We start from the raw sequence: 23125 nt of genomic DNA, 5'->3' as shown, positions 1-23125 counted from the left end.
CAGAAAGTCAATTAAAGACCTGCCAGACGAGCAGTATCTTCAGCAATCACTAGCTCTTCATTGGTCGAGATAACCATAGCTGGAATACGGCTGTTTGCCGTTGTGATCACACCTTCGCCGCCAAAACGTGCTTTTAGGTTTGCTGCGCTGTCGACTTCGATACCGAAGATAGCCAAACGGTTTAGTACCATTTCACGGATAGGGCCTGAGTTCTCACCGATACCACCAGTGAAGACGATAGCGTCTAGGCGACCGTCAAGGCTTGCTGTGTAGCCAGCCACGTATTTTGCTAGGCGGTGGCAGAACACGTCCATTGCACGAGTCGCTTCTTCTTTCTCACCGTAGTTATCTTCAACAAAACGGCAATCCGAAGTCACTTGAGTTAAGCCTTGTAGGCCAGACTCTTTGGTTAGCATAGTGTTGATTTGATCAACAGAGTAACCCAGTGCATCGTGCAGGTGGAAGATGATTGCAGGGTCGATGTCACCACAACGTGTGCCCATCACCAAACCTTCAAGCGGCGTTAGGCCCATTGAAGTATCAACTGATTGGCCGTTTTTGATCGCACAAACAGAAGCACCATTGCCTAGGTGACAGTTGATGATGTTAACTTCTTCAACTGGCTTGTTGAGTAGGGCTGCAACTTCACGAGTGATGAATAAGTGTGAAGTACCATGCATGCCATAACGACGGATACCATGCTCTTTGTATAGATTGTAGGGAAGAGCGTATAGGAAAGACTCTTCAGGCATAGTTTGATGGAACGCAGTATCAAACACAGCTACGTTTTGAAGCTCAGGGAAGTTTTTCTTAGCGGCTTCGATACCGATGATGTGTGCTGGGTTATGAAGCGGTGCAAAGGTTGCAGCGTCTTGAATACCTTTCAGTACATCATCAGAGATAAGTGCAGATTGAGTGAACTGCTCACCACCGTGTACGATACGGTGACCGATAGCGCCAAGGTTAGCTTTAAGCTCTGGCTTAGAAGCAAGAATAGTTTCAACCATAAACGCGAGTGCTTCTTCGTGCGCTGCACCTTCGCCTAGTTGCGCTTCGTGTTTACCGTCAAGTTTCCACTTGATGCGTGCTTCAGGAAGGTGAAGACATTCAGCAAGACCTGATAGGTGCTCAGCACCTGTTTCTGCATCGACAACAGCAAATTTAAGAGAAGAACTACCGCAGTTTAAAACTAAAACTAGCTTAGACATGTGTGACTACCTGTAATAATCGGTTAGGATAAAAATCATTCACAAGAATAGTAGAACCGTTGTGGAGCGCTACTAATCTTGGTCAATAAAACTTGAATTTCCGTATAATGAGACGGGGCTTTTAACGTAAAGTCGTCGATGCATTCCTTGCAGATTTCATCTCGGAGTTGCCTAAATTGTAAATAACGGCAACAATGAGATTGAGGGCTCGCAAAGAATAGCGATAATGGGCCAATATAACAAAAAAAAATTGAAATAATATTAACTTCTATCAATTTTTTACTAGATTAGTTGAATCATTAAACTATTTTTTAGTTGAATGGGCAGCATCGAGAGTGAGGGCGCGCTATGAATAATAAAGTTGGAATCGTTCACAGCCTGAAAGATGGTCAGAAATATATGGATGTTTGGCCTGTGCGCAAAGAGCTAGGCCTCATTTTTCCTGAGCAACGGATCATTAAAGCCACGCGTTTTGGCGTGAAGGCTATGCCAGCTATCGCCGCAATCAGTGTACTGACACAGATGGTTTTTGAAAATACACAGGCGATGCCCCAAGCAGTGGTAGTGGCACTTTTTGCCATAAGCTTACCGCTACAAGGTATGTGGTGGCTGGGAAATCGCGCCAATACCCAGCTTCCACCTTCGCTTGCTGGGTGGTACCGAGAGCTGTACCAGAAGATTGTCGATACTGGTTTTGCTTTAGAGCCAATCAAAGCGAAGCCGAGATACAAAGAGCTGGCTGCTATCCTCAACCGAGCATTCCGTCAGTTAGATGACGCCGCGTTAGAACGCTGGTTCTAGCCACCCAGGTAGCATGTGAATAAAAGGCAAAGAGGACTTCCGCAGTGAACTCCTCTTTGTTATTCAACTTTCGCCTTATTCTTATCTCTCTTTTTGTTACTTTACTGTTAAACCTCACTTCCCTTTAGCCTGAGTTACTGGTAATAATGTTGTCAGCGACGCTCAGTGCGCGTACATAAAAATATTAAAAACACAACATCCAACATGTATACCCAAACAATATGAAGTTGTAAGCAATCTGCAATGGGATGAATCCTAATGTGGCACAGGTTAACTGTGTTTAACGGGATGAGCGCATTTGCTAGCACTGCTACCGCTTTAAGTAGGAAGGGTATAATGCTTAAATCAAGGAGTTAAGATGAAAGCAGGCAAAGCCATTGTTACCGCCGTTTTTGCAGGAGCAGTATTACTCTCTTCCACAAGCATCATGGCCAAAACAGCGAAAGTCGCCGTATCGCAAATTGTTGAGCACCCAGCTTTAGACGCAACCAGACAAGGTTTACTTGATGGTTTAAAAGCAAAAGGTTATGAACAAGGCAAAAATCTAGATTTTGATTTTAAAACCGCGCAAGGCAACCCAGCCATTGCTGTTCAAATTGCGCGCCAATTTGTCGGGGAAAATCCTGATGTGTTAGTCGGCATCGCAACCCCCACGGCGCAAGCGCTCGTCTCTGCAACCAAAACTATTCCTGTCGTGTTCACGGCGGTGACCGATCCTGTCGGTGCTAAATTGGTGAAAAAACTTGAGCAACCGGGTAAAAACGTGACCGGGCTTTCTGATCTATCGCCAGTTGAACAGCACGTTGAGCTGATCAAAGAGATCATGCCAAACGTGAAATCTATCGGTGTAGTGTATAACCCCGGTGAGGCTAATGCAGTGAGCTTGATGGAACTGCTTAAATCGAGCACTCAAAAACATGGCATTAAACTTATTGAAGCGACAGCCTTAAAAAGCGCAGACGTACAAACTGCGACACAGGCGATTGCCTCAAAATCAGACATTATCTATGCCCTGATTGATAATACCGTCGCCAGTGCGATTGAAGGGATGATTGTTTCGGCAAACCAAGCTAAGACCCCAGTATTTGGCGCAGCAACCTCTTATGTTGAACGCGGAGCGATTGCTAGCCTTGGCTTTGATTATTACCAAATTGGCGTACAAACCGCGGACTATGTTGTCGCTATCTTGGAAGGCCAAGCACCGGGTAAACTGGATGTTAAAGTGGCCAAAGGGTCTGATTTAATGATCAACAAAACCGCAGCGGAAAAACTGGGCGTAACTATTCCTCAGTCAGTACTTGATCGTGCTACGAGCGTAAAATAAAGACCATTCAGAGCTAGAGCGAAGGCTTTAGCTCTGTTTAAGCAGAGAAAGGAGTTGTTATGTCTGCTTTTGCTTTTTTTGGCGCTCTAGAGATAGGGCTGCTGTACGGATTAGTGGCATTGGGTGTTTACCTCACTTTCCGTGTCCTTGATTTCCCCGATTTAAGCGTTGACGGCAGCTTCCCGATGGGCGCTGCGGTGGCCGCAACGGCGATTGTGGCAGGTATTAACCCTTGGGTCGCTACAGGAATGGCAATACTTGCGGGTGCCTTTACCGGTTGGGTGACTGCATTTCTTGCGGTTCGCTGCGGTATTTTGCACCTATTGGCGTCGATTCTCACCATGATTGCCGCCTTCTCCATCAATATTCGTATTATGGGACGCCCCAATATTGCTCTGCTTGGGGAGGAGACCATTCTTACGCCCTTTGAAGCCATGGGCGACTCGGTTTACATTCGCCCGCTGGTCGTGGGTGTATTGGTCTTGCTGTCAGCCTGGTTTGTGGTGCGATTATTAAACAGTGACTTTGGACTTGGACTGCGTGCTACGGGCGTTAATGCCCGCATGGTGAGAGCACAAGGCGGAAGCACCTCGTTTTATACCTATTTTGCTCTTGCGTTATCGAATGGTTTTGTCGGTTTTGCTGGGGCACTGTTTGCGCAAACCAACAGTTTTGCTGATGTAACTTCGGGCGTAGGGACGATTGTAGTTGGCCTTGCTGCTGTGATCTTGGGGCAGACGTTGATCCCTGGGCGCCGGATCTGGGTTGCAGTGCTGGCGGTCATCGTCGGTTCAGTGTTGTACCGTTTAGCGGTCGCCTTTGCTTTGAGCTCGGGCATGTTCGGTTTGCAGGCGTCTGATCTCAACTTAGTTACTGCTGTGCTGGTGGCCATTGCACTGATTGCGCCAAAAATGAAAAGGAACTTCAAAGCAAAAAAGGGTAATTCTCCTGCTCAGAAGTCGGTTGTTGCTAAGCAGGATAAAGCGTCAGGAGAAACATTATGATTCGTTTAGAAGATATTCAAGTCACGTTTAACCCTGGCACAATTTTAGAAAATAGAGCGTTAAGAGGTGTTCACCTCGAAGTACCTGAACATCAATTTTTAACTGTGATTGGCTCAAATGGTGCTGGGAAATCGACATTATTAGGCGCTGTAACGGGCGAAACGCCCATGATGGCAGGCAAAGTACTCATCGATGAAGTCGATGTCACGCGCCAGAGCGTGGATCAGCGTGCACGTTTATGCGCTCGCGTGTTCCAAGACCCACTTGCCGGTACATGTGGCGATTTAACCATTGAAGAGAATATGGCTTTAGCCTACATGCGCGGCAAGCGCCGAGGGTGGGGGCTGTCACTTTCTTCATCACGTCGCAAGTTGTTTCAAGAGCGAATCGCTATCCTTGGTTTGGGATTAGAAGATCGTTTAGGCGATAACATCGGCCTACTGTCTGGTGGGCAGCGTCAAGCGGTTAGCTTAGTGATGGCAACCTTATCTGACAGTAAATTGTTACTGCTTGATGAGCACACTGCGGCTCTGGACCCTAGAATGGCGGCCTTTATCATTGATTTGACCAAAACAATCGTCAAAGAATTTAACTTGACGGTGATGATGGTAACGCACTCGATGAAAGATGCCTTAGCGTGTGGTGATCGCACTGTGATGCTTCACCAAGGTGAAATTGTTCTTGATGTGTCTGGTGAGCAGCGTGCCAATATGAAAGTGCCTGATCTACTGGAAATGTTTTCGAAAGTTCGAGGCGAAGAGCTGGCAGATGATAGCCTTCTACTCAGTTAATGGTTTTATTTCGTTATCACAGAGGGTTAGTTAACACTGTGGTTGACTAAGCAGCAACAGGCTTTCTCGGCGTGAGGTTGAGAAAGCCTGAAGAAAACGCATTACAACGTGTTTTGTAACCGATCACGGTAACGCTGAATGTGCTCCACGATAGGTTCCGATTTGGTGAAGGTCCTGATTTCGCGAAATAGCTCGTTAGCTTGAGGATATTCTTGACGCAAGTAGGTAAACCATTGCTTGACTCGGTTGGGATAGTAAAAGCCTTTATCGCCTCTAATTTCAAATTGCGAATAGCGCAGGAGCAGATCAACCACTTCATGCCAAGGCATCACTTTATGGTTATGTTTCACCACATTGCCTAAATTGGGAACGTTGAATGCGCCTCGACAAACCATCAATGACTCTACGCCCGTCGCTTTAATACAGGCTTGACCATCGTCATAGTTCCAAATTTCGCCATTAGCGATCAGAGGCAGAGACGTCTTCTGGCGTATCTGATTAATGTAATCCCACTTAATTTCACTGGCGCGATAACCGCCCGCTTTTGTTCGGGCATGAACTGTGAGCTCGTTTGCTCCAGCTTGTTCAATCGCATCGACAATTTCAAAGCAGTCGTTAGGGTCTTCCCAACCTAAGCGGATTTTAGCCGAAACAGGGATCGCTTTCGGTACCGCATCTCGGCATGATTTTACCACTTGATAAATCAATTCCGGATGTTGTAACAGCGCCGCACCGCCTTTGTGTTTGTTGACCGTTTTCGCTGGGCAACCAAAATTCAAGTCAATGCCGTGCGCGCCTAATTCAGCAACTCGTGCGGCATTTTCTGCCATCCAATGTGGCTCTTGGCCGAGCAGTTGAACGTGCACGGGAACACCTGCTTGTGTTTTTGAGCCTGTTTTCAGTTCAGGACAAAGGCGATAAAAAACGTGGTCAGGCAATAATTGGTCAACGACACGCACAAATTCAGTCACGCACAGATCGTAATCATTCATCTGGGTGAGCAGTTCACGCATCAAGTGGTCTAGCACACCCTCCATTGGGCCCAAAATTACACGCATCATCATTTCGCCTTAAAAATTCGAGGCGAGATTGTAGTGGTTACCGAATCAAAAGTCACTAAATGCAAGAGTTGGTATATAATCCCTGGTCAACCATTTTAACTGTACAGATTTTCATGACCTACTCATTGCTCTCTCTACCTCAATCAGCTCCTCAATCCGCTCATTTTTTTGAAGGGGCTATTTTGGCATCCAATTTCGCCACTAAGCCGTTAGAACCCACAACTTGGTTAGAACCTTTAGTGGGGGAGCAAGTCAAAGCACTTGAACCAGCGGTGATGGCGCAAATTAATCTGCAATATAACTTGCTCAAACGTAGCGAATATTCGGCGTTAGCCTTGCTAGATAATGCGACTCAGTGGGCTGATTTTGCTGAAGGGTTTATGAGCGTCTGGCCAGTCGTTGAACCGCAATGGTTAGAGACTCAAATTGGTGATGGCAGCCTGCGCATGCTGCAAGCTTTGTTGACCACCTTCATGTTAGCCATCGATGAAACACAAACACGGCAGCAGATGAGCGAAGCGGGTTTTGCAGCACCACCCAGTTTGAGTGATTTTGCTGAGCAGTTGGATGTCATGATCACCGAAGTGGCGTTAATGGCTGATGAATTAATGCTCGGCATGAAAACGCAGCGGGTTAACCCATTTAAAGAGATTGGACGCAATGATCCTTGCCCGTGCGCCAGTGGCAAAAAATTCAAACAGTGCTGTGGCCAGTAAAGTACGCCGCCTGAGGTTTAATCTCAACAAAACGCTGACAAACCCAAGCAAATAAGCCCTTATAAACGAGTTATTTTGATAAATAAGTTGTTCTGATAAGTGAATGCTTCTTAAGAGAAGAGGGCCTTATCAATAAACGTTATAGAAAACGTTATAGACAAAAAATTGTTATCCATGGAGTGTGGTAATCATGAAAAGAGTGTTAGCCCTGTTGCTGTGTAGTTTTTCTGTCGCTGTTTTGGCTGCGCCAAAAGAGGAGTTGAGCCAACGCCTCGCGCTGAACGCTGGTTTTAGCGCTACCTTTGCCCAGCAAGTGATCAGCCCTGAAGGTGATATTGTAATGGAAGGTCAGGGGAAAGTTGATATTGTTCGGCCAAGCCTTTTCCGTTGGCAAACGACCGCTCCTGATGAAAACTTACTGGTGTCTGATGGTAAAACCTTGTGGTATTACAGCCCATTTATCGAACAAGTGAGTATTTATAATCAAGAACAAGCGACGGAACAAACTCCTTTTGTGTTGCTGACTCGTAATCGCGCCAGTGATTGGGATCACTACAAGGTTGCACAAAACGGTGATGATTTCACCCTAACGCCAACCGCGGTAGATTCAAACCAAGGGCAGTTTCAGATAGCGATTGATGAGAAAGGGATCGTGAAAGGTTTTAACGTGATTGAACAAGATGGGCAGAAGAGTCTGTTTACGTTTAGCGATGTACAACTAACACCGGCCGCCAAAGCGCGTTTCACGTTCCAGATCCCGCAAGGTGTCGAGGTTGATGATCAACGTAATTGAGATAGGGACTAAGGCGTGAGTAATTATAGTGTGGGTAACTACAGCAGTGCGGGTAACTACAGCTTAGATTTTTCGGGTGATGAAGATTTCCGTCCGTTGGCCGCGAGAATGCGCCCGCAGACGGTTGAGCAGTATATTGGCCAGCAGCACATTTTAGGCGTGGGTAAACCGCTACGGCGTGCATTAGAGGCTGGTCATATTCATTCGATGATCTTGTGGGGGCCGCCCGGTACGGGCAAAACGACCTTAGCTGAAGTGGCGGCGAATTACGCCAATGCAGAGGTTGAACGTGTTTCTGCGGTGACTTCTGGCGTTAAAGAGATCCGTGCTGCCATTGAAAAAGCGCGCGAAAATAAAATGGCGGGTCGACGTACTATTTTGTTTGTAGACGAAGTGCATCGTTTTAATAAATCTCAACAAGATGCCTTTTTGCCACACATTGAAGATGGCACTGTGACTTTCATTGGTGCCACGACAGAGAATCCCTCTTTTGAGCTCAACAACGCTTTGCTATCTCGTGCTCGGGTGTACAAATTAACCTCGCTGGCTAGCGATGAAATTTTGCTGGCGCTCAATCAAGCAATCAACGATGCCGATCGCGGTTTAGGTAAAGTTGCAGCGCAGTTTATGGATAACGTGCTCGAACGTTTGGCTGAATTGGTCAATGGTGATGCGCGCATGTCACTCAATTATCTTGAGCTGCTGTACGACATGGCCGAAGAGAATGCGCAAGGTGAAAAGCTCATTACGCTCAAACTGTTGGCCGAAGTGGCAGGCGAAAAAGTGTCGCGCTTTGATAATAAAGGCGATATTTGGTACGACCTTATCTCTGCGGTGCATAAATCGATTCGAGGTTCCAACCCCGATGCGGCGCTGTATTGGTCGGCCAGAATGATCGCAGCAGGCTGCGATCCACTTTATATCGCTCGCCGTTTATTGGCGATAGCTTCGGAAGATGTCGGCAACGCCGACCCAAGAGGCATGCAGGTGGCGCTCGCCGCTTGGGACTGTTTTACCCGCGTTGGTCCTGCGGAAGGTGAACGTGCTATTGCACAAGCGATTGTCTATTTAGCGTGCGCGCCCAAAAGTAATGCCGTGTATAGCGCGTGGAAGCAAGCCTTAGCTGATGCGCATAATTTGCCAGAGTATGAGGTGCCGCCTCATTTGCGTAATGCACCAACCAGTTTGATGAAAGATCTTGGTTATGGAGCACAATATCGCTATGCCCACGATGAACCGGGAGCTTACGCGGCTGGCGAAAGTTATTTGCCGCCTGAAATGAGCGATACACGCTACTACCAGCCAACAAATCGAGGGTTAGAAACCAAAATTGGTGAAAAGTTAGATTACTTGGCTAGTTTAGATGCAAAAAGCCCACAAAAGCGCTATGAAAAATAGTCTCTTTTCGTTATCTTTGTCGGGTTCAATTTTCTCTACGCGTCGCTCTTATTAGAAAGGGATGCAGGCGCGTTTTTCATAACTAAAAGCATAGGATTAGCAATGCTGGATTCTAAATTACTTCGCACTGAGCTGGATGAAACAGCTGCAAAATTAGCGCGTCGCGGTTTCAAACTCGACGTTGAGACAATTCGTCAACTTGAAGAACAACGTAAGTCCATTCAAGTAGAAGTTGAAAATTTACAATCCTCGCGCAACTCCATCTCCAAAGAAATTGGCCAAAAAATGGCCGCCGGCGACAAAGCGGGCGCAGAAGCAGTCAAGCTACAAATCGGCTCTCTAGGCAGTGACTTAGACGCGAAAAAAGCGCAGTTGAATGACATCCAAGCACAATTGGATGCGATTACTATGTCTGTACCCAACGTACCAGATGAATCGGTTCCTGACGGTAAAGATGAAAATGACAACGTAGAAGTTTCTCGTTGGGGCGAACCTAAAACTTACGATTTTGAGCTCAGAGACCACGTTGATCTTGGCGAAATGGCCGGTGGTTTAGATTTTGCTAGTGCGACTAAAATTACTGGCGCTCGCTTTATCGTGATGAAAGGCCAATTTGCTCGTCTGCACCGTGCGATTGCTCAGTTCATGCTGGACTTGCACACACAAGAACATGGTTATACAGAAATGTATGTCCCTTATCTTGTCAACGCTGACAGCCTGTTTGGTACTGGTCAGCTACCTAAATTTGGTCAAGACCTATTCCATACTGAGCCACTAACTGAAAAAGTGAATGATGAAGAGCCACGTAAACTGTCTCTTATCCCAACGGCTGAAGTACCGGTAACGAACTTGGTGCGTGACACCATTTCTGACGAAGCCGATCTGCCACTGAAAATGACGGCTCATACACCTTGTTTCCGTTCTGAGGCGGGATCGTATGGTCGCGATACACGTGGTCTTATCCGTATGCACCAATTTGATAAAGTCGAATTGGTTCAGATTACGCGCCCAGAAGATTCAATGGCGGCGCTGGAAGAGTTAACCGGTCATGCGGAAAAAGTGCTGAAATTGCTTGAATTGCCGTACCGTAAAGTCGTGTTGTGTGCAGGTGACATGGGCTTTGGCTCTCGCAAAACTTACGATCTAGAAGTGTGGGTTCCTGCGCAAGGCACATACCGTGAGATCTCCTCTTGCTCAAACATGTGGGATTTCCAAGCGCGTCGTATGCAAGCCCGTTTCCGTCGCAAAGGCGGTAATAAACCTGAGCTTGTGCATACGCTGAACGGTTCAGGCCTTGCTGTGGGCCGTACTATGGTAGCCATTTTGGAAAACAACCAACAAGCTGATGGCCGTATTGCCGTTCCTAGCGTACTGCAACCATACATGGGTGGCGCAACGCACATCGGTTAATCATCATGCGTTAAACACAGTAAAAAAACCGACTTGCGAGTCGGTTTTTTTATGCATCAATAGTATGTGTCGGTTCTATTTAAGCCCCATCGATTTGAAAGCATTGCGAATTTTGCAATGCCACCACTACAGCGTTGATCAGTTTTTCAATGTCATCTACTTGGCTAATAAACGGTGGCATCACATAGATTAAACAGCCAAAAGGACGGATCCAGACCCCTTGCTCAACAAATAGCGCTTGAATGATTTCCATATTGACAGGGCGATGCGTTTCAATCACGCCGATAGCGCCCAGCCAGCGCGTCTCTTTTACCATCTCAAAACGGTTAAGCATGGGCAGTAAATGAGCAAATTGCGCTTCAATACGCTGGGTTTGCTGTTGCCAATCGCCCTGTTCGATGAGCTCTAAGCTAGCGCAGGCGACAGCGCACGCCAATGGGTTAGCCATAAAGGTTGGCCCATGCATAAAGCAGCCCGCTTCGCCAGCACAAACCGTATCGGCGACTTGCTTGGTCGCCAGTGTGGCCGAAAGCGTCATATAGCCACCCGTTAAGGCCTTACCGACACATAAAATATCAGGCGCGATATTAGCGTGCTCGCAGGCGAAGAGCTTTCCAGTACGGCCAAACCCAGTTGCAATCTCATCGGCAATCAGTAGCAAACCATATTGATCGCAAAGTGCGCGCACGCCTTTTAAAAACTGAGGATGATAGATACGCATACCGCCAGCACCTTGCACAATTGGTTCTAAAATCACCGCCGCAAGCTCTTGATGAGCGTGCATTATTTTATCTCGAAAATCATCGAGATCGCGTTCATCCCACTCATCCCAAAAACCGCAAGTTGGCGAATCGGCAAAAATATGCTGCGGCAAAAAACCTTTGTAGAGCGAATGCATCGAGTTATCTGGGTCAGTGACTGACATTGCGGCAAACGTATCGCCGTGATAGCCATGACGTAAGGTGAGAAATTTCGCTCGTGGTTGACCTTTTGCATGCCAGTATTGCAGCGCCATTTTTAAGCTGACCTCCACGGCGACAGAGCCAGAATCGGCTAAAAATACGTGCTCAAGATTGCTTGGCGCTAATGCCAGTAATTTTTTACAAAGCGTAATGGCGGGTTGATGTGTGATACCGCCAAACATCACGTGTGACATTTTATCAATTTGCTGATGCGCAGCGTAATTAAGGTGTGGATGGTTATAACCATGAATAGTTGCCCACCAAGAGGACATTCCATCAATCAAGCGTCGCCCATCTTCCAAATAAAGATGGACACCTTGAGCGTGAGTGACGGGATAACAAGTCAATGGCGTCAGCGTTGAAGTGTAGGGATGCCAGATATGTTGGCGGTCGAAGAGTAAATCCATGATCAGTCCATATTGACGGGTTTGTTTAAAAATCAATCAAACGTAAACTTATGTTTTCTTTGGTTGTTGACAGTTTATCGCTTGTCAGTAGACTAGCCAAGCAACAAAATAATAAAACTGAATAAGGAAGAGATGTGGAAGTTCGTCATAACTGGACCGTTGCTGAGGTGAACGCACTGGTCGAAAAGCCGTTTATGGATCTACTGTTTGAAGCGCAGCAAGTACATCGTCAATACCATCCCAAAAATTATGTTCAAGTCAGCACGTTACTTTCTATTAAGACGGGGGCGTGTCCTGAAGATTGTAAATATTGCCCGCAGAGTGCGCATTACCGGACTGATGTTGATAAAGAACGGTTGATGGAAGTCGAGCGGGTGTTAGACGCGGCGCAAAAAGCGAAGCGCTCTGGCTCGACCCGCTTTTGCATGGGAGCGGCGTGGAAAAACCCGAAAGCGCGTGATATGCCTCTCTTGAAAGAGATGATCAGTGGCGTGAAAGAGATGGGCTTGGAAACGTGTATGACGTTGGGCATGCTAACGCCTGATCAAGCAAGCGAGTTGGCCAGTGCAGGGCTTGATTATTACAACCACAACCTAGATACCTCACCTGAATACTATGGCAACATTATCACCACCCGAACCTATCAAGATCGCCTTGATACCTTATCGCACGTGCGCGATGCAGGAATGAAGATCTGCTCTGGGGGAATTATCGGTATGGGAGAGAGCGCTAATGACCGCGCTGGCCTGTTGGTGGAATTAGCGAACTTACCAACCCATCCTGAAAGTGTACCGATTAATATGCTGGTCAAAGTGAAAGGCACACCGTTAGAGCAAGCCGAAGATGTCGAAGCGTTTGATTTTATTCGTCTGATTGCCGTTGCTCGGATCATGATGCCACAATCGGCGGTGCGTTTATCGGCTGGACGTGAAAATATGAATGAGCAGATGCAAGCGCTGTGCTTTATGGCAGGTGCAAACTCCATTTTCTACGGTTGCAAGTTGCTAACGACTCCTAATCCTGATGAAGATAGCGATATGCAGTTGTTTAAAAAACTGGGTATCAATAGCCAACAAGTGAGCCAAAAACCGGATGAAATTGCAGAAAGTGAGCTGCTTGAGCGTGTCGTAAAACGGGTGGCAGCTCGTCCTACTAAAGATGATCTTTTCTACGATGCCAGCGTTTAATTCACGTATTTCAGCGGCGCTCAGTGCTCGTCACGATCTTGGGCTTTCTCGTTCTCTTATCGAGCTTGAGGGAGGCAACCAGGTTCGATTATGCAAAGATGGCCGCCAGTATCTTAACTTTTCCAGTAACGATTACCTTGGCCTTGCGCACGACTCAGAATTGATTGCCGCTTGGCAGCAAGGGCTGAGTATGTATGGTTGCGGTAGTGGTGCATCTCCTTTGGTCACAGGTTTTAGCTCAGCCCATCGCAACCTTGAAGCTAACTTGTGTGAGTGGCTAGGTTATGAGCGAGCCATTTTGTTTGGATCGGGGTTTAGTGCCAATCAGGCACTGCTGTTTAGCCTGCTCAATAAAGACGATTTGCTACTGCAAGATAAACTTAACCACGCCTCTTTGATGGAAGCAGGAATGCTTTGCGCAGCCAGTATGAAGCGTTTTCGGCACAACGATGTCACTCATCTTAAGCAACAGCTTAACAGCGATAGTCATACGTTAGTGGTGACTGAAGGGGTTTTTAGCATGGATGGTGATTGTGCACCGCTGTGCGAAATCACGGATGTACTGCAAGGTGAAGCGTGGTTGGTAGTCGATGATGCACACGGCATCGGTGTGTTGGGCGAGGGTGGGGCAGGCAGTTGCAGTGCGGCAGGAATAAAACCACAGCTCTTAGTGGTGACCTTTGGCAAAGCCTTGGGGTTATCGGGTGCAGCTATCTTATGCAATCAAGAGGTGGGTGACTTTCTTACGCAGTTTGCTCGTCACCACGTCTATTCTACAGCCATGCCGCCAGCGCAAGCTTATGCAGTAACTCATGCTATTTCAATGGTCACTCAGCAGTCTTGGCGCAGAGAAAAACTGACTGAGCTGCAAGCTTATTACGCTGAATCCATGCAAGGTTTCGATGGCTATGTTGAAACGCTAACGCCAATCAAACCTTACCTTGTTGGTGAGGCGCAAACAGCATTGAACATCGCCGAACAATTGCGACATCACGGGTGTTGGTTGACCGCGATTCGCCCACCAACGGTGGCTCAAGGCCGTGCCCGATTGCGTATCACTCTAACTGCCAACCACACTATTACTGACATAGAGCAACTAACCACACAACTGCAACGTGCGCTAGAGGAGAGCTGAATATGTCACAAACTCATGCCATAGAGATAAATACGCTGCATGACAAAGCCGCCATTGCCCACTCTTTTAGCCGCGCGGCAAAGCATTATGATGTACATGCCGCTTTTCAACGTGACGTAGGACACCGTTTATTGGACAAAATGCCGCGCAATCTAGTAGGGAAAAGAGTGCTCGATCTTGGTTGTGGTACGGGCTATTTTTCAGAGCAACTGCGGCGTAGAGGGGCGTATGTGGTATGTGTTGACCTCTCAAGTGAGATGCTAGTACAAGCTAAAATACGTTGTGGTGATGTTGGCGTCACCTATTATCAAGCCGATGCTGAGGCGCTTCCTTTCGCCAACGCCTCTTTTGATTACGTTTTTTCTAGCTTAGCGCTGCAGTGGTGTGATGACCTTGTTCTACCACTGCGACAAATTCACCGCGTATTGAAACCACAAGGGACGGCTTATTTTTCGACATTATTGGACGGTTCGCTGTTTGAACTGAAACAAGCGTGGACAAAAATTGATACACATCAACACGTCAATGATTTCATCACACTCAATCAGGTAAAAATTGCGTTAGCGCAATCTCACGGTTACCACCATCAACTAGACTTGCCTTCGATCACAGTTTGGTATGACAAAGCTTTTTCCTTGATGAGAGATCTTAAAGGAATTGGTGCAAATCACGTAAGTGGACGCTCACAAGGGTTAACAAGCCGCAAGGCTCTACTGCAAATTGAGCAGGCATACCAAGCATTTCAAAACCATCAAGGTCTTCTACCTGCAACTTATCAGGTTTGTTTAGGGGTTATACATCGATGATTGATGCATTTTTTATTGCGGGTACGGACACCGACGTTGGAAAAACGGTCGCTTCAAAAGCGATTCTACAAGCATTAGCCGCCAAGGATTTGGTGACTATTGGCTACAAACCCGTTGCCGCTGGTAGCGAAAAAACGGAATTTGGCTTACGCAACTCAGATGCATTACATCTGATGAAAGCGGCAACCAAAGAGATGCCCTATGGTGATGTGAATCCATATTCTTTAGCGCTCCCTACATCACCACATATCGCCGCAAAACATGAACATGTCGAGATTGATTATGGCGTGCTCAGTAGCAAATTAGCTAAGCATAAAGCGAATGCTGACATTGTGTTGATCGAAGGTGCTGGTGGTTGGCGCGTTCCGATCTCCGATACGGACTGCTTGTCTACTTGGGTTAAACAAGAACAACTACCAGTGGTCTTAGTGGTAGGAATTAAACTAGGTTGCTTAAGCCATGCAATTTTAACAGCGGAAAGTATTATTGCCGACGGGTTGAAGATTGTTGGCTGGGTAGCCAACCGAGTGAACCCAGGAACTGAGCATTACGCTGAAATTATTGCAATGTTGGAATCGCGCATTCCAGCGCCTAAGCTTGGTGAAATACCCTATGTGCCAACGGTAAAACGGCAACAAATTGGTAAGTATATTAATGTTGATCCGCTGCTTGCGTCAGAGTAAGCGATGTGAATCAGCCAAAAGGCATCTCTTAGCGAGATGCCTTTTTTGATCAAGCAGGTTATTACCGCAGCTTATTGACGGGGGTTTTCGCGAACTGAGCTAAAACAACAAAAGCGAGCACCAGCAAGTTAGCAGCATAGATGACCACTAGCCACTGTGGCATGGAAAGCGTTAAAAATTGCCATACCACTTTCGAACAGTCACCGTAAGCTTCGAACATCCAAGGTGCCCATTGATTGAGTGGTGCCCAGCTTGGAAAAGTGACAAATAAATCACAAGTGGCAAAAGGAGAAGGGTTGAATTGGTAATCCACATGTTGCAGAGCTAAAGTCAAACCTTTATAAGCACTGGCTCCCCAAGTAACGAGTCCAATCCAACGAACAATCGGATTATTGGGTGCGATTAAGCCAAGCAGAGCCGCTCCGCCAATTCCTAGCATCGCCACACGTTCATAAATGCACATCACACACGGTGCGAGCATCATGATGTGCTGAAAAAAAAGCGCACAAGCCTCAAAAAAAACCACAAAAAGAAGTAATAAAAACCAAGATTTTCTCGATTGAGAGAACAGTTTCAGAGTAGAAAAAAAAGTCACATTCAATACCTGTAAAGAATAAAAAGCCCTGATAGTTCAGAGCTTTTTAACTTAGATAAGTTTCATTATCAACCGAATATTTTAATGCCCGGCAGAGATGGCTTGAACTGCTTTGGCTGAATGGTGCGTAATCCACCCTAAGTCATAAAAATGCGCAGTCATGGGTTCAACTAAGAAGACAATGCCAAACAGGCCAACTAATGCCAATACAATCGTGTAGGGCAGAGCCATGATGACCATTTTGCCATAAGAAAGGCGGATCAATGGTGCAAGTGCTGATGTTAATAAGAATAAGAAAGCGGCTTGACCGTTTGGTGTTGCTACTGACGGTAAGTTCGTACCTGTGTTAATCGCGACAGCCAATAAATCGAATTGGTCACGCGTGATAACACCTTCTAGTAGCGCTGTTTTGACTTCATTAATATAGACAGTGCCAACGAAAACGTTATCCGAAACCATCGACAAAAGCCCGTTAGCCACATAAAAGAGAGCAAGCTGAGCCCCTTTATCTTCAACATTCAACACAGCATCGATAACTGGCTTAAAGAGTTGTTGATCGATAATTACGGCTACGATGGAGAAGAATACCGCCAGCAGCGCCGTAAAGGGTAGGGCTTCTTCAAATGCTTTGCCTAGCGAATGTTCTTCTATCACACCAGTAAATGCTGTCGCCAAAATAATAACTGAAAGACCAATCAATCCAACTGCCGCTAAGTGCAGTGCCAATCCAACAATCAGCCAGACAGCAATAGCGCCTTGGATCCAAAGTTTTGCGACGTCTTGATTGGTTCGATTTTTGCGCTCAGCCGTGTCAAAATCGACCAGAATTTGACGAACGTTAGCGGGTAATTCTGCGCCGTAACCAAATAGCTTCAGCTTTTCAACTAACACACAGGTCAAAATACCACAGAGAAAAACAGGTACGGTTACCGGAGACATACGGATGATAAACTCGCCAAAAAACCAACCGGCTTGATCGGCGATGATCAAGTTTTGTGGTTCACCAACCATGGTCATCACCCCGCCTAAAGCGGTACCTACGCCAGCATGCATCAGTAGTGAGCGCAAAAACGCACGATAGTTTTCTAGGTCATCACGTGTTAGTTCTGAGATATGCTCATCTTGAGTATGGTCATGAGCGGAGCTTGTCCCTTGTCCCGATGCCACTTTGTGATAAATCGAGTAAAACCCAACGGCGACACTGATGACCACGGCAATAACTGTTAAAGCATCCAAAAATGCAGACAGGAAAGCAGCTGTAATGCAAAAGGCGACCGAAAGCATCGCTTTTGAACGAATACCAAGTAGTATTTTGGTGAAGATGAACAGCAATAGCTGTTTCATGAAATAGATACCAGCCACCATAAACACCAGTAGCAGCAGAACTTCGATGTTATTCACAAGCTCATGTTTTACTTGCTCTGCACTGGTCATCCCAATGGCGATAGCTTCGATAGCCAGTAATCCACCAGGTTGCAGGGGATAGCATTTAAGCGCCATCGCTAGGGTGAAAATGAATTCAACCACAAGTAGCCAACCAGCAATAAATGGGTCGACCAAAAAGAAAACAATCGGGTTGATAATGAGAAAAGCAATAATGGCAACTTTGTACCAGTCAGGGGCTTTACCAAGAAAGTTCTTGAGAAAAGCGCTTCCGAGGGACATCGGCATGGGTAGTTCTCTTACTGTTGAGATGATAGACGCTGTCAGCTTATCTTTAATTCATTATGTGAAGTGGCCAAATAGAACGTGTTAAACACGAAAACAGTATCTATCGGCAATGTTCTAGTGAAACAACAAACCGTTTAGGGATTATGGTTTTACCAAGACACTCCTTGAGTGAGACAAGCAATCCTTACTTCGACCGTCACTCTACTCCGCAAGCTTTTTTAGTCAATAATAATCAGGTTATTGATAAAACACTTACCGATATTTTGGTCAAAAACGCGATCAAAGTTGGGTAAGCATAGCATAAGAGTTGTGAAAAATTCACGCCGAGCCGTATTTTGAAGTGGAGTTAAGGTAATAGGCATCTAAATGACTAAAAAGAGCGAATTTTGCAAGCTTAAATTGATTATTTTAAGTTTATTAATGTGAGTTATATCTCTTTATTTTTTCTACTCTTATGTGTTCTTCCTTTTGAAGAACTGCTAAAAAATACTATTTCATTGACTCGGTATTGTTCATAAACGAGATGAATAAATTAGAGTTTAAGCTCTATTTTGTTTGTGATAACTTCGCGGATGGTTTGTTTCCGATAACGTTCAACTAGTGGTATGATGAGTCCCATTCGACCCAAATAAATAGAAAACTGGATAAGTACTTAATGGTCATTAAGGCAAAAAGCCCAGCAGGTTTTGCTGAAAAATACATAATTGAGAGCATTTGGAATGGTCGCTTTGCACCGGGTTCTATCTTACCTGCAGAGCGCGAACTTTCAGAATTAATTGGTGTAACACGTACAACGCTTCGAGAAGTATTACAACGCTTAGCCCGTGATGGTTGGTTGACTATACAGCATGGTAAGCCAACAAAAGTAAACCAATTTATGGAAACTTCCGGTTTACACATATTAGATACATTAATGACGCTCGATGCTGAAAATGCCACCAGTATTGTGGAAGACTTACTTGCGGCTCGGACAAATATTAGCCCCATATTTATGCGTTATGCATTTAAAGTGAACAAAGAGCCTGCCGAGCGCACTATTACTAATGTTATCGAAAGCTGTGAAGCACTATTAAGTGCCAAATCTTGGGATTCTTTTATGGAGTTATCTCCTTATGCACAGAAAATCCAGCAGCATATTAAAGATGATGGTGAAAAAGACGAATATAAACGTCAGCAAATATTGATTGCGAAAACCTTTAACTTTTACGATTACATGTTATTTCAGCGTTTAGCGTTTCACTCAGGAAATCAAATTTATGGTTTGATTTTTAATGGGCTAAAGAAATTATATGACCGAGTCGGCAGCTATTATTTCTCTAATCCAGAAGCACGCGAGTTAGCCTTGCAGTTTTACCGTGAATTATTAGCAGTATGTGAAAGTGGCAATCGTGAGCAGTTGCCGATTGTGATCCGTCATTACGGCATTGACAGCGCTCACATATGGAATCAAATGAAAACAACGTTACCGACAAATTTTACAGAAGATGATCATTAGAAAATTCGTTTTACTGTAAAAAAAGCCCGTATGAAACGGGCTTTTTTGTAGGTTAGATATCTTCGTTACCACCCGCTTCTTTAAACCAAGCGGCTAAATGTAATTTTAAATCTTTCAGTTCATCTGGGCCGATTAAGGCCAACCCTAAATCTTCTGCACGAGTAATGTCATTATGGCGGAGTGGGCGAAAGCTCACGAGCATAGCGCGAGCTTGTAGGCCACCAAGCAAATCACGTAATGATTCTAGCTTATAAAGTGTATCATCGCCGTCATCACGCATACCTTTCGTTTTACATTCAATAATATGCAGTTTGTTATTCACCACTGTAGCGACATCGAGTTCATTTCTGACTTCTCGCTCACCTAATTGACGGTAGACTTGAACATTCAAAGAGCGATCTTGAATGGTAGGCATATCATCTTGGATCTGCCTTATTGTACTGTGCACTAATGTTTCTAACCATTCTCCATTGGAAAATCGGCGCGCATCTTCGTTGGCGAAGGTTAAAATGCCATTTTGATAGGTGGCGATTTGTGCTTCGACCAGATCGGTCAACAGAATATGAAGTTCACGATAGCCTTGTTGTTTTTCTGAAAGTGCAACATCTAGCCGCTGCTCTTTGCGGCACGTCGTCGCTAAATAGTTTAATGTGGCTAAACCAGGACCAAGTTCTAATGCATTACTTGCCCAGCGCTCGCCGAGTTCGTAAAGTTTTTGGTCAAGTTGTGGCGGAATATGATGCTCACTAAATTCACCCCGTGCACCAAAAATGGTTAAGTAATCTGAAATGGTAATGTGGTCTTGCACTTGGGTATTATTTTGACCATCGGGATAAAGCCAACACAGCTGATCACTGTTCGGTTCGACGACAAAAATAGGCCATTGATAGCTACGGAACACCTCATAAACGGATAATAAACGATGTCTCAAACCACAACTTGCGTTCAGCTTGACTTCGTCGTATCTGGCTTTCAAATCTTCCGCTAAAAACTGGATAGCTTGTTTGATTGCTGAGGTATTGGAACCTGATGGGATTTCAAAAAACTCAGAAGTGATGTCGCGCTGACTCAATACCGAGTGTAAACGTAAATACATTGATTTTTGGTCTTGATCACCGATGAAGACAATGTGCGAACTTACCGTTCGATTATCAAGCAGGGGAGTAACCAAGCGAATAGGGTCTTGGTCGATAATGCCAACATGAACAGCCATAGATCATCCTCATGTTTGGCTTGCAAAGAGTAGGAGGTAGATAATAATGCGCAAGCCGATAGTTATCATATAACGATGTGGCATCAAAAAAACAAGGGCGACTTTAGATTAAAAGCCGCCCTTGAGACATAATTTACATGTAACTTACAAATGGGGTTGAGTTTGTTAACGGTCACTCATAATGTAAAACGATGGACTAATTCATTCTGCTGATTAGCAAGCTGAGTTAGGTTGGCGCTTGCCTGTGCAATTTGAGACATGGCTTGATAGCTACCATCTGCGATTAAATTAATATCCTCGATACTGCGTGCAATGTCACCGGTTGTTTCACTTTGCTCGGCGGCCGCCTGTGTAATATGAGTACTCATCTGACTGATTTCTAGAATTAACGCTTGGATCTCTTCCATTGCGCTATTCGCAGTTGATGCTTGCTCGACAGAAAGTTCCATATCAGTCATGCAGCTTTCAATAACAGTACTGGCAGAAGATGAGCTGGATTGCAAGTTGCTGATCATACTTTCAATTTCAGACGTCGAATCCGTTGTGCGTTTTGCCAAAACACGAACTTCGTCAGCTACGACTGCAAACCCGCGCCCTTGCTCTCCAGCACGAGCAGCTTCAATCGCGGCATTGAGCGCCAATAAGTTGGTTTGTTCTGCAATGTTACGAATCACATCCAAGATAGAACCAATTTGGCTGCTCATTTTTTGCAGTTCACCGACAGCATCAACCGATTGATTTAAGCGAGTCTCCAATTGATTAATAGTAGTGATATTGTCACTCATAATTTTACGGCCCGATTCAGAAGCCGATTCAACTTTCTGCACCATCTCTAGCGAACTTTGAGCACTTTGCGCTACTTCTTGTACTGAATGAGCCATTTCTGTCATTGCGGTTGCCACGCTCGCGGTTTGCTCACGTTGGGTGCTGAGTTGTGACTGTGCTTTTGAAGAGGTGGTTTGGTTATGGTTAGCTGTGTTGGTTAAATTTTCAGAAGCATCATTCAACTGCACCAAAATATGGTGCAAATTATCTGCTAGCGAATTGATGTGGCCACTTAAGCGACTAAACTCGTTGTTGTAACGAATTTCAATGCGTTGTGTCATATCTCCTTTTGTCAGCCCTTCTAGCGTTTTGAGTATACGATTTAACGGCTCACGAACACTTTGTGCAATGTGGTAACCAATACCCGTAGCCACTAGCACAACCGCAATACCAATCACGATCGCTTTAATAACTCCTTGCTTATAGACTTCCCCGGCTTCTCGCAGAGAGGCATTTAAACCGTCGGTCGCAGTATCGTTAAAAGAGTCTAAAATCGTCATTGCTTTATCGACCTCGATAGCCAAATTCGCAATGTTTTCATAAAGGGCTGTTTTCGCTAGTAAGTAACTATTGTGTTGATCAAGCACACCACCCTTTTGCCCAATATCTTGAGAGAATTTTTGGACAAGATCGTCAAAGGTTTTTTTCAGTTCAGGTAATTGGGTCGATAAGCCTCGGTAAGCGTAGTTGAGGTGCGTGACCGCTTTTTTATTCATGGTGACGGCCTTGTCAACAAAGGCGACATCCGAACTGGCCAAAGCGTCTGAAGTGATTAATTCCGCATCTTTCAATTTAATGAAATAACTTTTCGCCATGACTTTAACTGAAATACTATTTTGCCCATCGACAAAATCTTTCATTCCTGTGCTTAAATCGGCATGAAGTCTTTGAAATTCACGAGTTGATTTTTGCACTTGAGCTTGCGCCTCAAACATCGCCTGATAATTATTCATGGCTTGTTCCGCTTCTGAAAAGTAGCGGAGTTCCATCTGTTTAAGTTGGCTTATCCGCTCTTCAAGAGAGGGGTTCATTGCACTTGCTTGTTGGAGCTGGTTTAGCACGTCAGCAAAATCTTGTTTTGCTTTAGCAAATTCTGAACGCATCACATTCATGCGATCTTGGTTTTGTGTCGTCAAAAAGTCCTTAAAAGATTTATCGGCAGAAAGCAGTTGAACACTTGTTTTGTTTGACAAAGAAACGAGCGGTAAGGCGGTGGTTGATACACTTTCGAAATTAGAATGAATTTGATTCATTCCTCCCATCATAATGGCGGTCGTTACTGCAAACATGATGATGATCAGTGTGAAACCAGCGTACATTCGCCTAATCACTGAACCCTTCATAATCCTCTCCCTAGAAAAATAGTGTTTTGTTTTAAAAAATAACAAAATAATGAGTATTGTATTGAATGTGAGACGTACATTTTATGACGGGCCTGGCAAAACGCATTTTTTATATTAGTGTTCTGTCATTTATGCTACGCGTACGGTGTTTTTTATTGAGCTTTTGACAGGGTTCACGCATACTCAAATCCAACTACACACCTATTATATTCAGTAGCATTAAGGTCAAATTAGTGTCGGTTCTATCGGTTGTCGATATGTTGTCGTGGGCCACTTAGGTATTAGCCTTGAACCACT

The 23125-nt window shown here is 45.3% G+C and carries 20 protein-coding genes; 13 read left to right on the top strand and 7 right to left on the bottom strand.

Annotated features, from left to right (window positions below; genetic code table 11):
• Positions 1 to 11 precede the first annotated feature (11 nt).
• The gene (locus AACV12_RS03205; RefSeq protein WP_170899913.1) at positions 12 to 1208 is read right to left on the bottom strand and encodes an acetate kinase; all 1197 of its coding nucleotides are present in this window, start codon (positions 1206 to 1208) and stop codon (positions 12 to 14) included.
• A 348-nt stretch (positions 1209 to 1556) separates the two neighbouring features.
• Between AACV12_RS03205 and yfbV the strand changes: the two genes are divergently transcribed.
• From yfbV to AACV12_RS03185, 4 genes are all read left to right on the top strand, one after another.
• On the top strand, positions 1557 to 2009 hold the full coding sequence (gene yfbV, locus AACV12_RS03200; protein WP_013856500.1) for a terminus macrodomain insulation protein YfbV: 453 nt from the start codon (positions 1557 to 1559) through the stop codon (positions 2007 to 2009).
• Positions 2010 to 2367: 358 nt separating this feature from the next.
• Positions 2368 to 3333 carry an ABC transporter substrate-binding protein gene (locus tag AACV12_RS03195; protein WP_013856501.1) on the top strand — a complete coding sequence of 322 codons (966 nt, stop codon included), beginning with the start codon at positions 2368 to 2370 and terminating at the stop codon, positions 3331 to 3333.
• Between the two features lie 59 nt (positions 3334 to 3392).
• Positions 3393 to 4337, top strand: a complete 945-nt coding sequence (locus tag AACV12_RS03190) for an ABC transporter permease (RefSeq protein ID WP_170899912.1) — start codon at positions 3393 to 3395, stop codon at positions 4335 to 4337.
• Complete coding sequence (locus AACV12_RS03185) at positions 4334 to 5128, top strand: ABC transporter ATP-binding protein (protein WP_010319725.1); 795 nt, start codon at positions 4334 to 4336, stop codon at positions 5126 to 5128. Before AACV12_RS03190 ends, AACV12_RS03185 begins: the two co-directional genes overlap by 4 nt.
• Before the next feature lie 101 nt (positions 5129 to 5229).
• On the opposite strand, the gene dusC is transcribed toward AACV12_RS03185, so the two are convergent.
• Positions 5230 to 6186: a tRNA dihydrouridine(16) synthase DusC gene (dusC, locus tag AACV12_RS03180; protein ID WP_088718024.1), complete on the bottom strand. Its 957-nt coding sequence runs from the start codon at positions 6184 to 6186 to the stop codon at positions 5230 to 5232.
• Positions 6187 to 6248: 62 nt separating this feature from the next.
• Between dusC and AACV12_RS03175 the strand changes: the two genes are divergently transcribed.
• The 4 genes from AACV12_RS03175 (at position 6249) to serS (ending at position 10506) form a co-directional block, all read left to right on the top strand.
• Positions 6249 to 6905 (top strand): YecA family protein, encoded by a 657-nt coding sequence (locus tag AACV12_RS03175; RefSeq protein ID WP_019282072.1) that lies wholly within the window; start codon positions 6249 to 6251, stop codon positions 6903 to 6905.
• A gap of 190 nt (positions 6906 to 7095) precedes the next feature.
• Positions 7096 to 7698 carry an outer membrane lipoprotein chaperone LolA gene (lolA, locus tag AACV12_RS03170; RefSeq protein WP_026027187.1) on the top strand — a complete coding sequence of 201 codons (603 nt, stop codon included), beginning with the start codon at positions 7096 to 7098 and terminating at the stop codon, positions 7696 to 7698.
• Positions 7699 to 7806: 108 nt separating this feature from the next.
• Entirely contained in the window at positions 7807 to 9096 is a 1290-nt protein-coding gene (locus AACV12_RS03165; protein WP_170900043.1) for a replication-associated recombination protein A, read from the top strand.
• Positions 9097 to 9198: 102 nt separating this feature from the next.
• Positions 9199 to 10506: a serine--tRNA ligase gene (gene serS / locus AACV12_RS03160; RefSeq protein ID WP_013856507.1), complete on the top strand. Its 1308-nt coding sequence runs from the start codon at positions 9199 to 9201 to the stop codon at positions 10504 to 10506.
• 79 nt (positions 10507 to 10585) lie between these two features.
• Here the strand turns inward: serS and bioA are convergent, their stop codons facing one another.
• The gene (gene bioA, locus AACV12_RS03155) at positions 10586 to 11875 is read right to left on the bottom strand and encodes an adenosylmethionine--8-amino-7-oxononanoate transaminase (RefSeq protein WP_170899911.1); all 1290 of its coding nucleotides are present in this window, start codon (positions 11873 to 11875) and stop codon (positions 10586 to 10588) included.
• A 134-nt stretch (positions 11876 to 12009) separates the two neighbouring features.
• On the opposite strand from bioA, the gene bioB reads away from it, so the two are divergent.
• From bioB to bioD, 4 genes are read left to right on the top strand one after another with little or no spacing between them, the layout of a single operon-like run.
• Complete coding sequence (gene bioB, locus AACV12_RS03150; RefSeq protein ID WP_017048088.1) at positions 12010 to 13062, top strand: biotin synthase BioB; 1053 nt, start codon at positions 12010 to 12012, stop codon at positions 13060 to 13062.
• On the top strand, positions 13034 to 14197 hold the full coding sequence (bioF, locus tag AACV12_RS03145; RefSeq protein ID WP_170899910.1) for an 8-amino-7-oxononanoate synthase: 1164 nt from the start codon (positions 13034 to 13036) through the stop codon (positions 14195 to 14197). Before bioB ends, bioF begins: the two co-directional genes overlap by 29 nt.
• A gap of 2 nt (positions 14198 to 14199) precedes the next feature.
• Entirely contained in the window at positions 14200 to 15003 is an 804-nt protein-coding gene (gene bioC / locus AACV12_RS03140) for a malonyl-ACP O-methyltransferase BioC (RefSeq protein ID WP_129532597.1), read from the top strand.
• Positions 15000 to 15686 carry a dethiobiotin synthase gene (gene bioD / locus AACV12_RS03135; RefSeq protein ID WP_038148451.1) on the top strand — a complete coding sequence of 229 codons (687 nt, stop codon included), beginning with the start codon at positions 15000 to 15002 and terminating at the stop codon, positions 15684 to 15686. Before bioC ends, bioD begins: the two co-directional genes overlap by 4 nt.
• Positions 15687 to 15747: 61 nt before the next feature.
• Here the strand turns inward: bioD and dsbB are convergent, their stop codons facing one another.
• Together dsbB and nhaB are read right to left on the bottom strand one after the other, a co-directional pair.
• A complete protein-coding gene (gene dsbB / locus AACV12_RS03130) occupies positions 15748 to 16287 on the bottom strand; it encodes a disulfide bond formation protein DsbB (RefSeq protein WP_013856513.1) in 540 nt (179 codons plus the stop codon).
• Between the two features lie 75 nt (positions 16288 to 16362).
• Entirely contained in the window at positions 16363 to 17952 is a 1590-nt protein-coding gene (nhaB, locus tag AACV12_RS03125) for a Na(+)/H(+) antiporter NhaB (protein ID WP_013856514.1), read from the bottom strand.
• Between the two features lie 655 nt (positions 17953 to 18607).
• Here nhaB and fadR point away from each other — a divergent pair.
• Positions 18608 to 19447, top strand: coding sequence for a fatty acid metabolism transcriptional regulator FadR (fadR, locus tag AACV12_RS03120; RefSeq protein ID WP_010319711.1), 840 nt, complete (start codon positions 18608 to 18610; stop codon positions 19445 to 19447).
• A 52-nt stretch (positions 19448 to 19499) separates the two neighbouring features.
• On the opposite strand, the gene AACV12_RS03115 is transcribed toward fadR, so the two are convergent.
• Positions 19500 to 20660, bottom strand: coding sequence for a DUF1887 family protein (locus tag AACV12_RS03115; protein WP_017050397.1), 1161 nt, complete (start codon positions 20658 to 20660; stop codon positions 19500 to 19502).
• Positions 20661 to 20836: 176 nt separating this feature from the next.
• On the bottom strand, positions 20837 to 22828 hold the full coding sequence (locus AACV12_RS03110; protein WP_026027184.1) for a methyl-accepting chemotaxis protein: 1992 nt from the start codon (positions 22826 to 22828) through the stop codon (positions 20837 to 20839).
• Between the last annotated feature and the right edge of the window lie 297 nt (positions 22829 to 23125).

The organism is Vibrio sp. 2-2(8), from assembly GCF_963888495.1.
Classification (GTDB): domain Bacteria; phylum Pseudomonadota; class Gammaproteobacteria; order Enterobacterales; family Vibrionaceae; genus Vibrio; species Vibrio anguillarum.
The sequence above is the reverse complement of the archived record's forward strand: the minus strand, read 5'-3'. Positions and strand labels throughout refer to the sequence as shown.

Coding starts and splice junctions, on each gene's coding strand:
- AACV12_RS03205 (WP_170899913.1), bottom strand. CDS start 1,208: ATGTCTAAGCTAGTTTTAGTTTTAAACTGCGGTAGTTCTTCTCTTAAA.
- yfbV (WP_013856500.1), top strand. CDS start 1,557: ATGAATAATAAAGTTGGAATCGTTCACAGCCTGAAAGATGGTCAGAAA.
- AACV12_RS03195 (WP_013856501.1), top strand. CDS start 2,368: ATGAAAGCAGGCAAAGCCATTGTTACCGCCGTTTTTGCAGGAGCAGTA.
- AACV12_RS03190 (WP_170899912.1), top strand. CDS start 3,393: ATGTCTGCTTTTGCTTTTTTTGGCGCTCTAGAGATAGGGCTGCTGTAC.
- AACV12_RS03185 (WP_010319725.1), top strand. CDS start 4,334: ATGATTCGTTTAGAAGATATTCAAGTCACGTTTAACCCTGGCACAATT.
- dusC (WP_088718024.1), bottom strand. CDS start 6,186: ATGCGTGTAATTTTGGGCCCAATGGAGGGTGTGCTAGACCACTTGATG.
- AACV12_RS03175 (WP_019282072.1), top strand. CDS start 6,249: ATGCAAGAGTTGGTATATAATCCCTGGTCAACCATTTTAACTGTACAG.
- lolA (WP_026027187.1), top strand. CDS start 7,096: ATGAAAAGAGTGTTAGCCCTGTTGCTGTGTAGTTTTTCTGTCGCTGTT.
- AACV12_RS03165 (WP_170900043.1), top strand. CDS start 7,807: ATGCGCCCGCAGACGGTTGAGCAGTATATTGGCCAGCAGCACATTTTA.
- serS (WP_013856507.1), top strand. CDS start 9,199: ATGCTGGATTCTAAATTACTTCGCACTGAGCTGGATGAAACAGCTGCA.
- bioA (WP_170899911.1), bottom strand. CDS start 11,875: ATGGATTTACTCTTCGACCGCCAACATATCTGGCATCCCTACACTTCA.
- bioF (WP_170899910.1), top strand. CDS start 13,034: ATGATCTTTTCTACGATGCCAGCGTTTAATTCACGTATTTCAGCGGCG.
- bioC (WP_129532597.1), top strand. CDS start 14,200: ATGTCACAAACTCATGCCATAGAGATAAATACGCTGCATGACAAAGCC.
- bioD (WP_038148451.1), top strand. CDS start 15,000: ATGATTGATGCATTTTTTATTGCGGGTACGGACACCGACGTTGGAAAA.
- nhaB (WP_013856514.1), bottom strand. CDS start 17,952: ATGCCGATGTCCCTCGGAAGCGCTTTTCTCAAGAACTTTCTTGGTAAA.
- fadR (WP_010319711.1), top strand. CDS start 18,608: ATGGTCATTAAGGCAAAAAGCCCAGCAGGTTTTGCTGAAAAATACATA.
- AACV12_RS03115 (WP_017050397.1), bottom strand. CDS start 20,660: ATGGCTGTTCATGTTGGCATTATCGACCAAGACCCTATTCGCTTGGTT.
- AACV12_RS03110 (WP_026027184.1), bottom strand. CDS start 22,828: ATGAAGGGTTCAGTGATTAGGCGAATGTACGCTGGTTTCACACTGATC.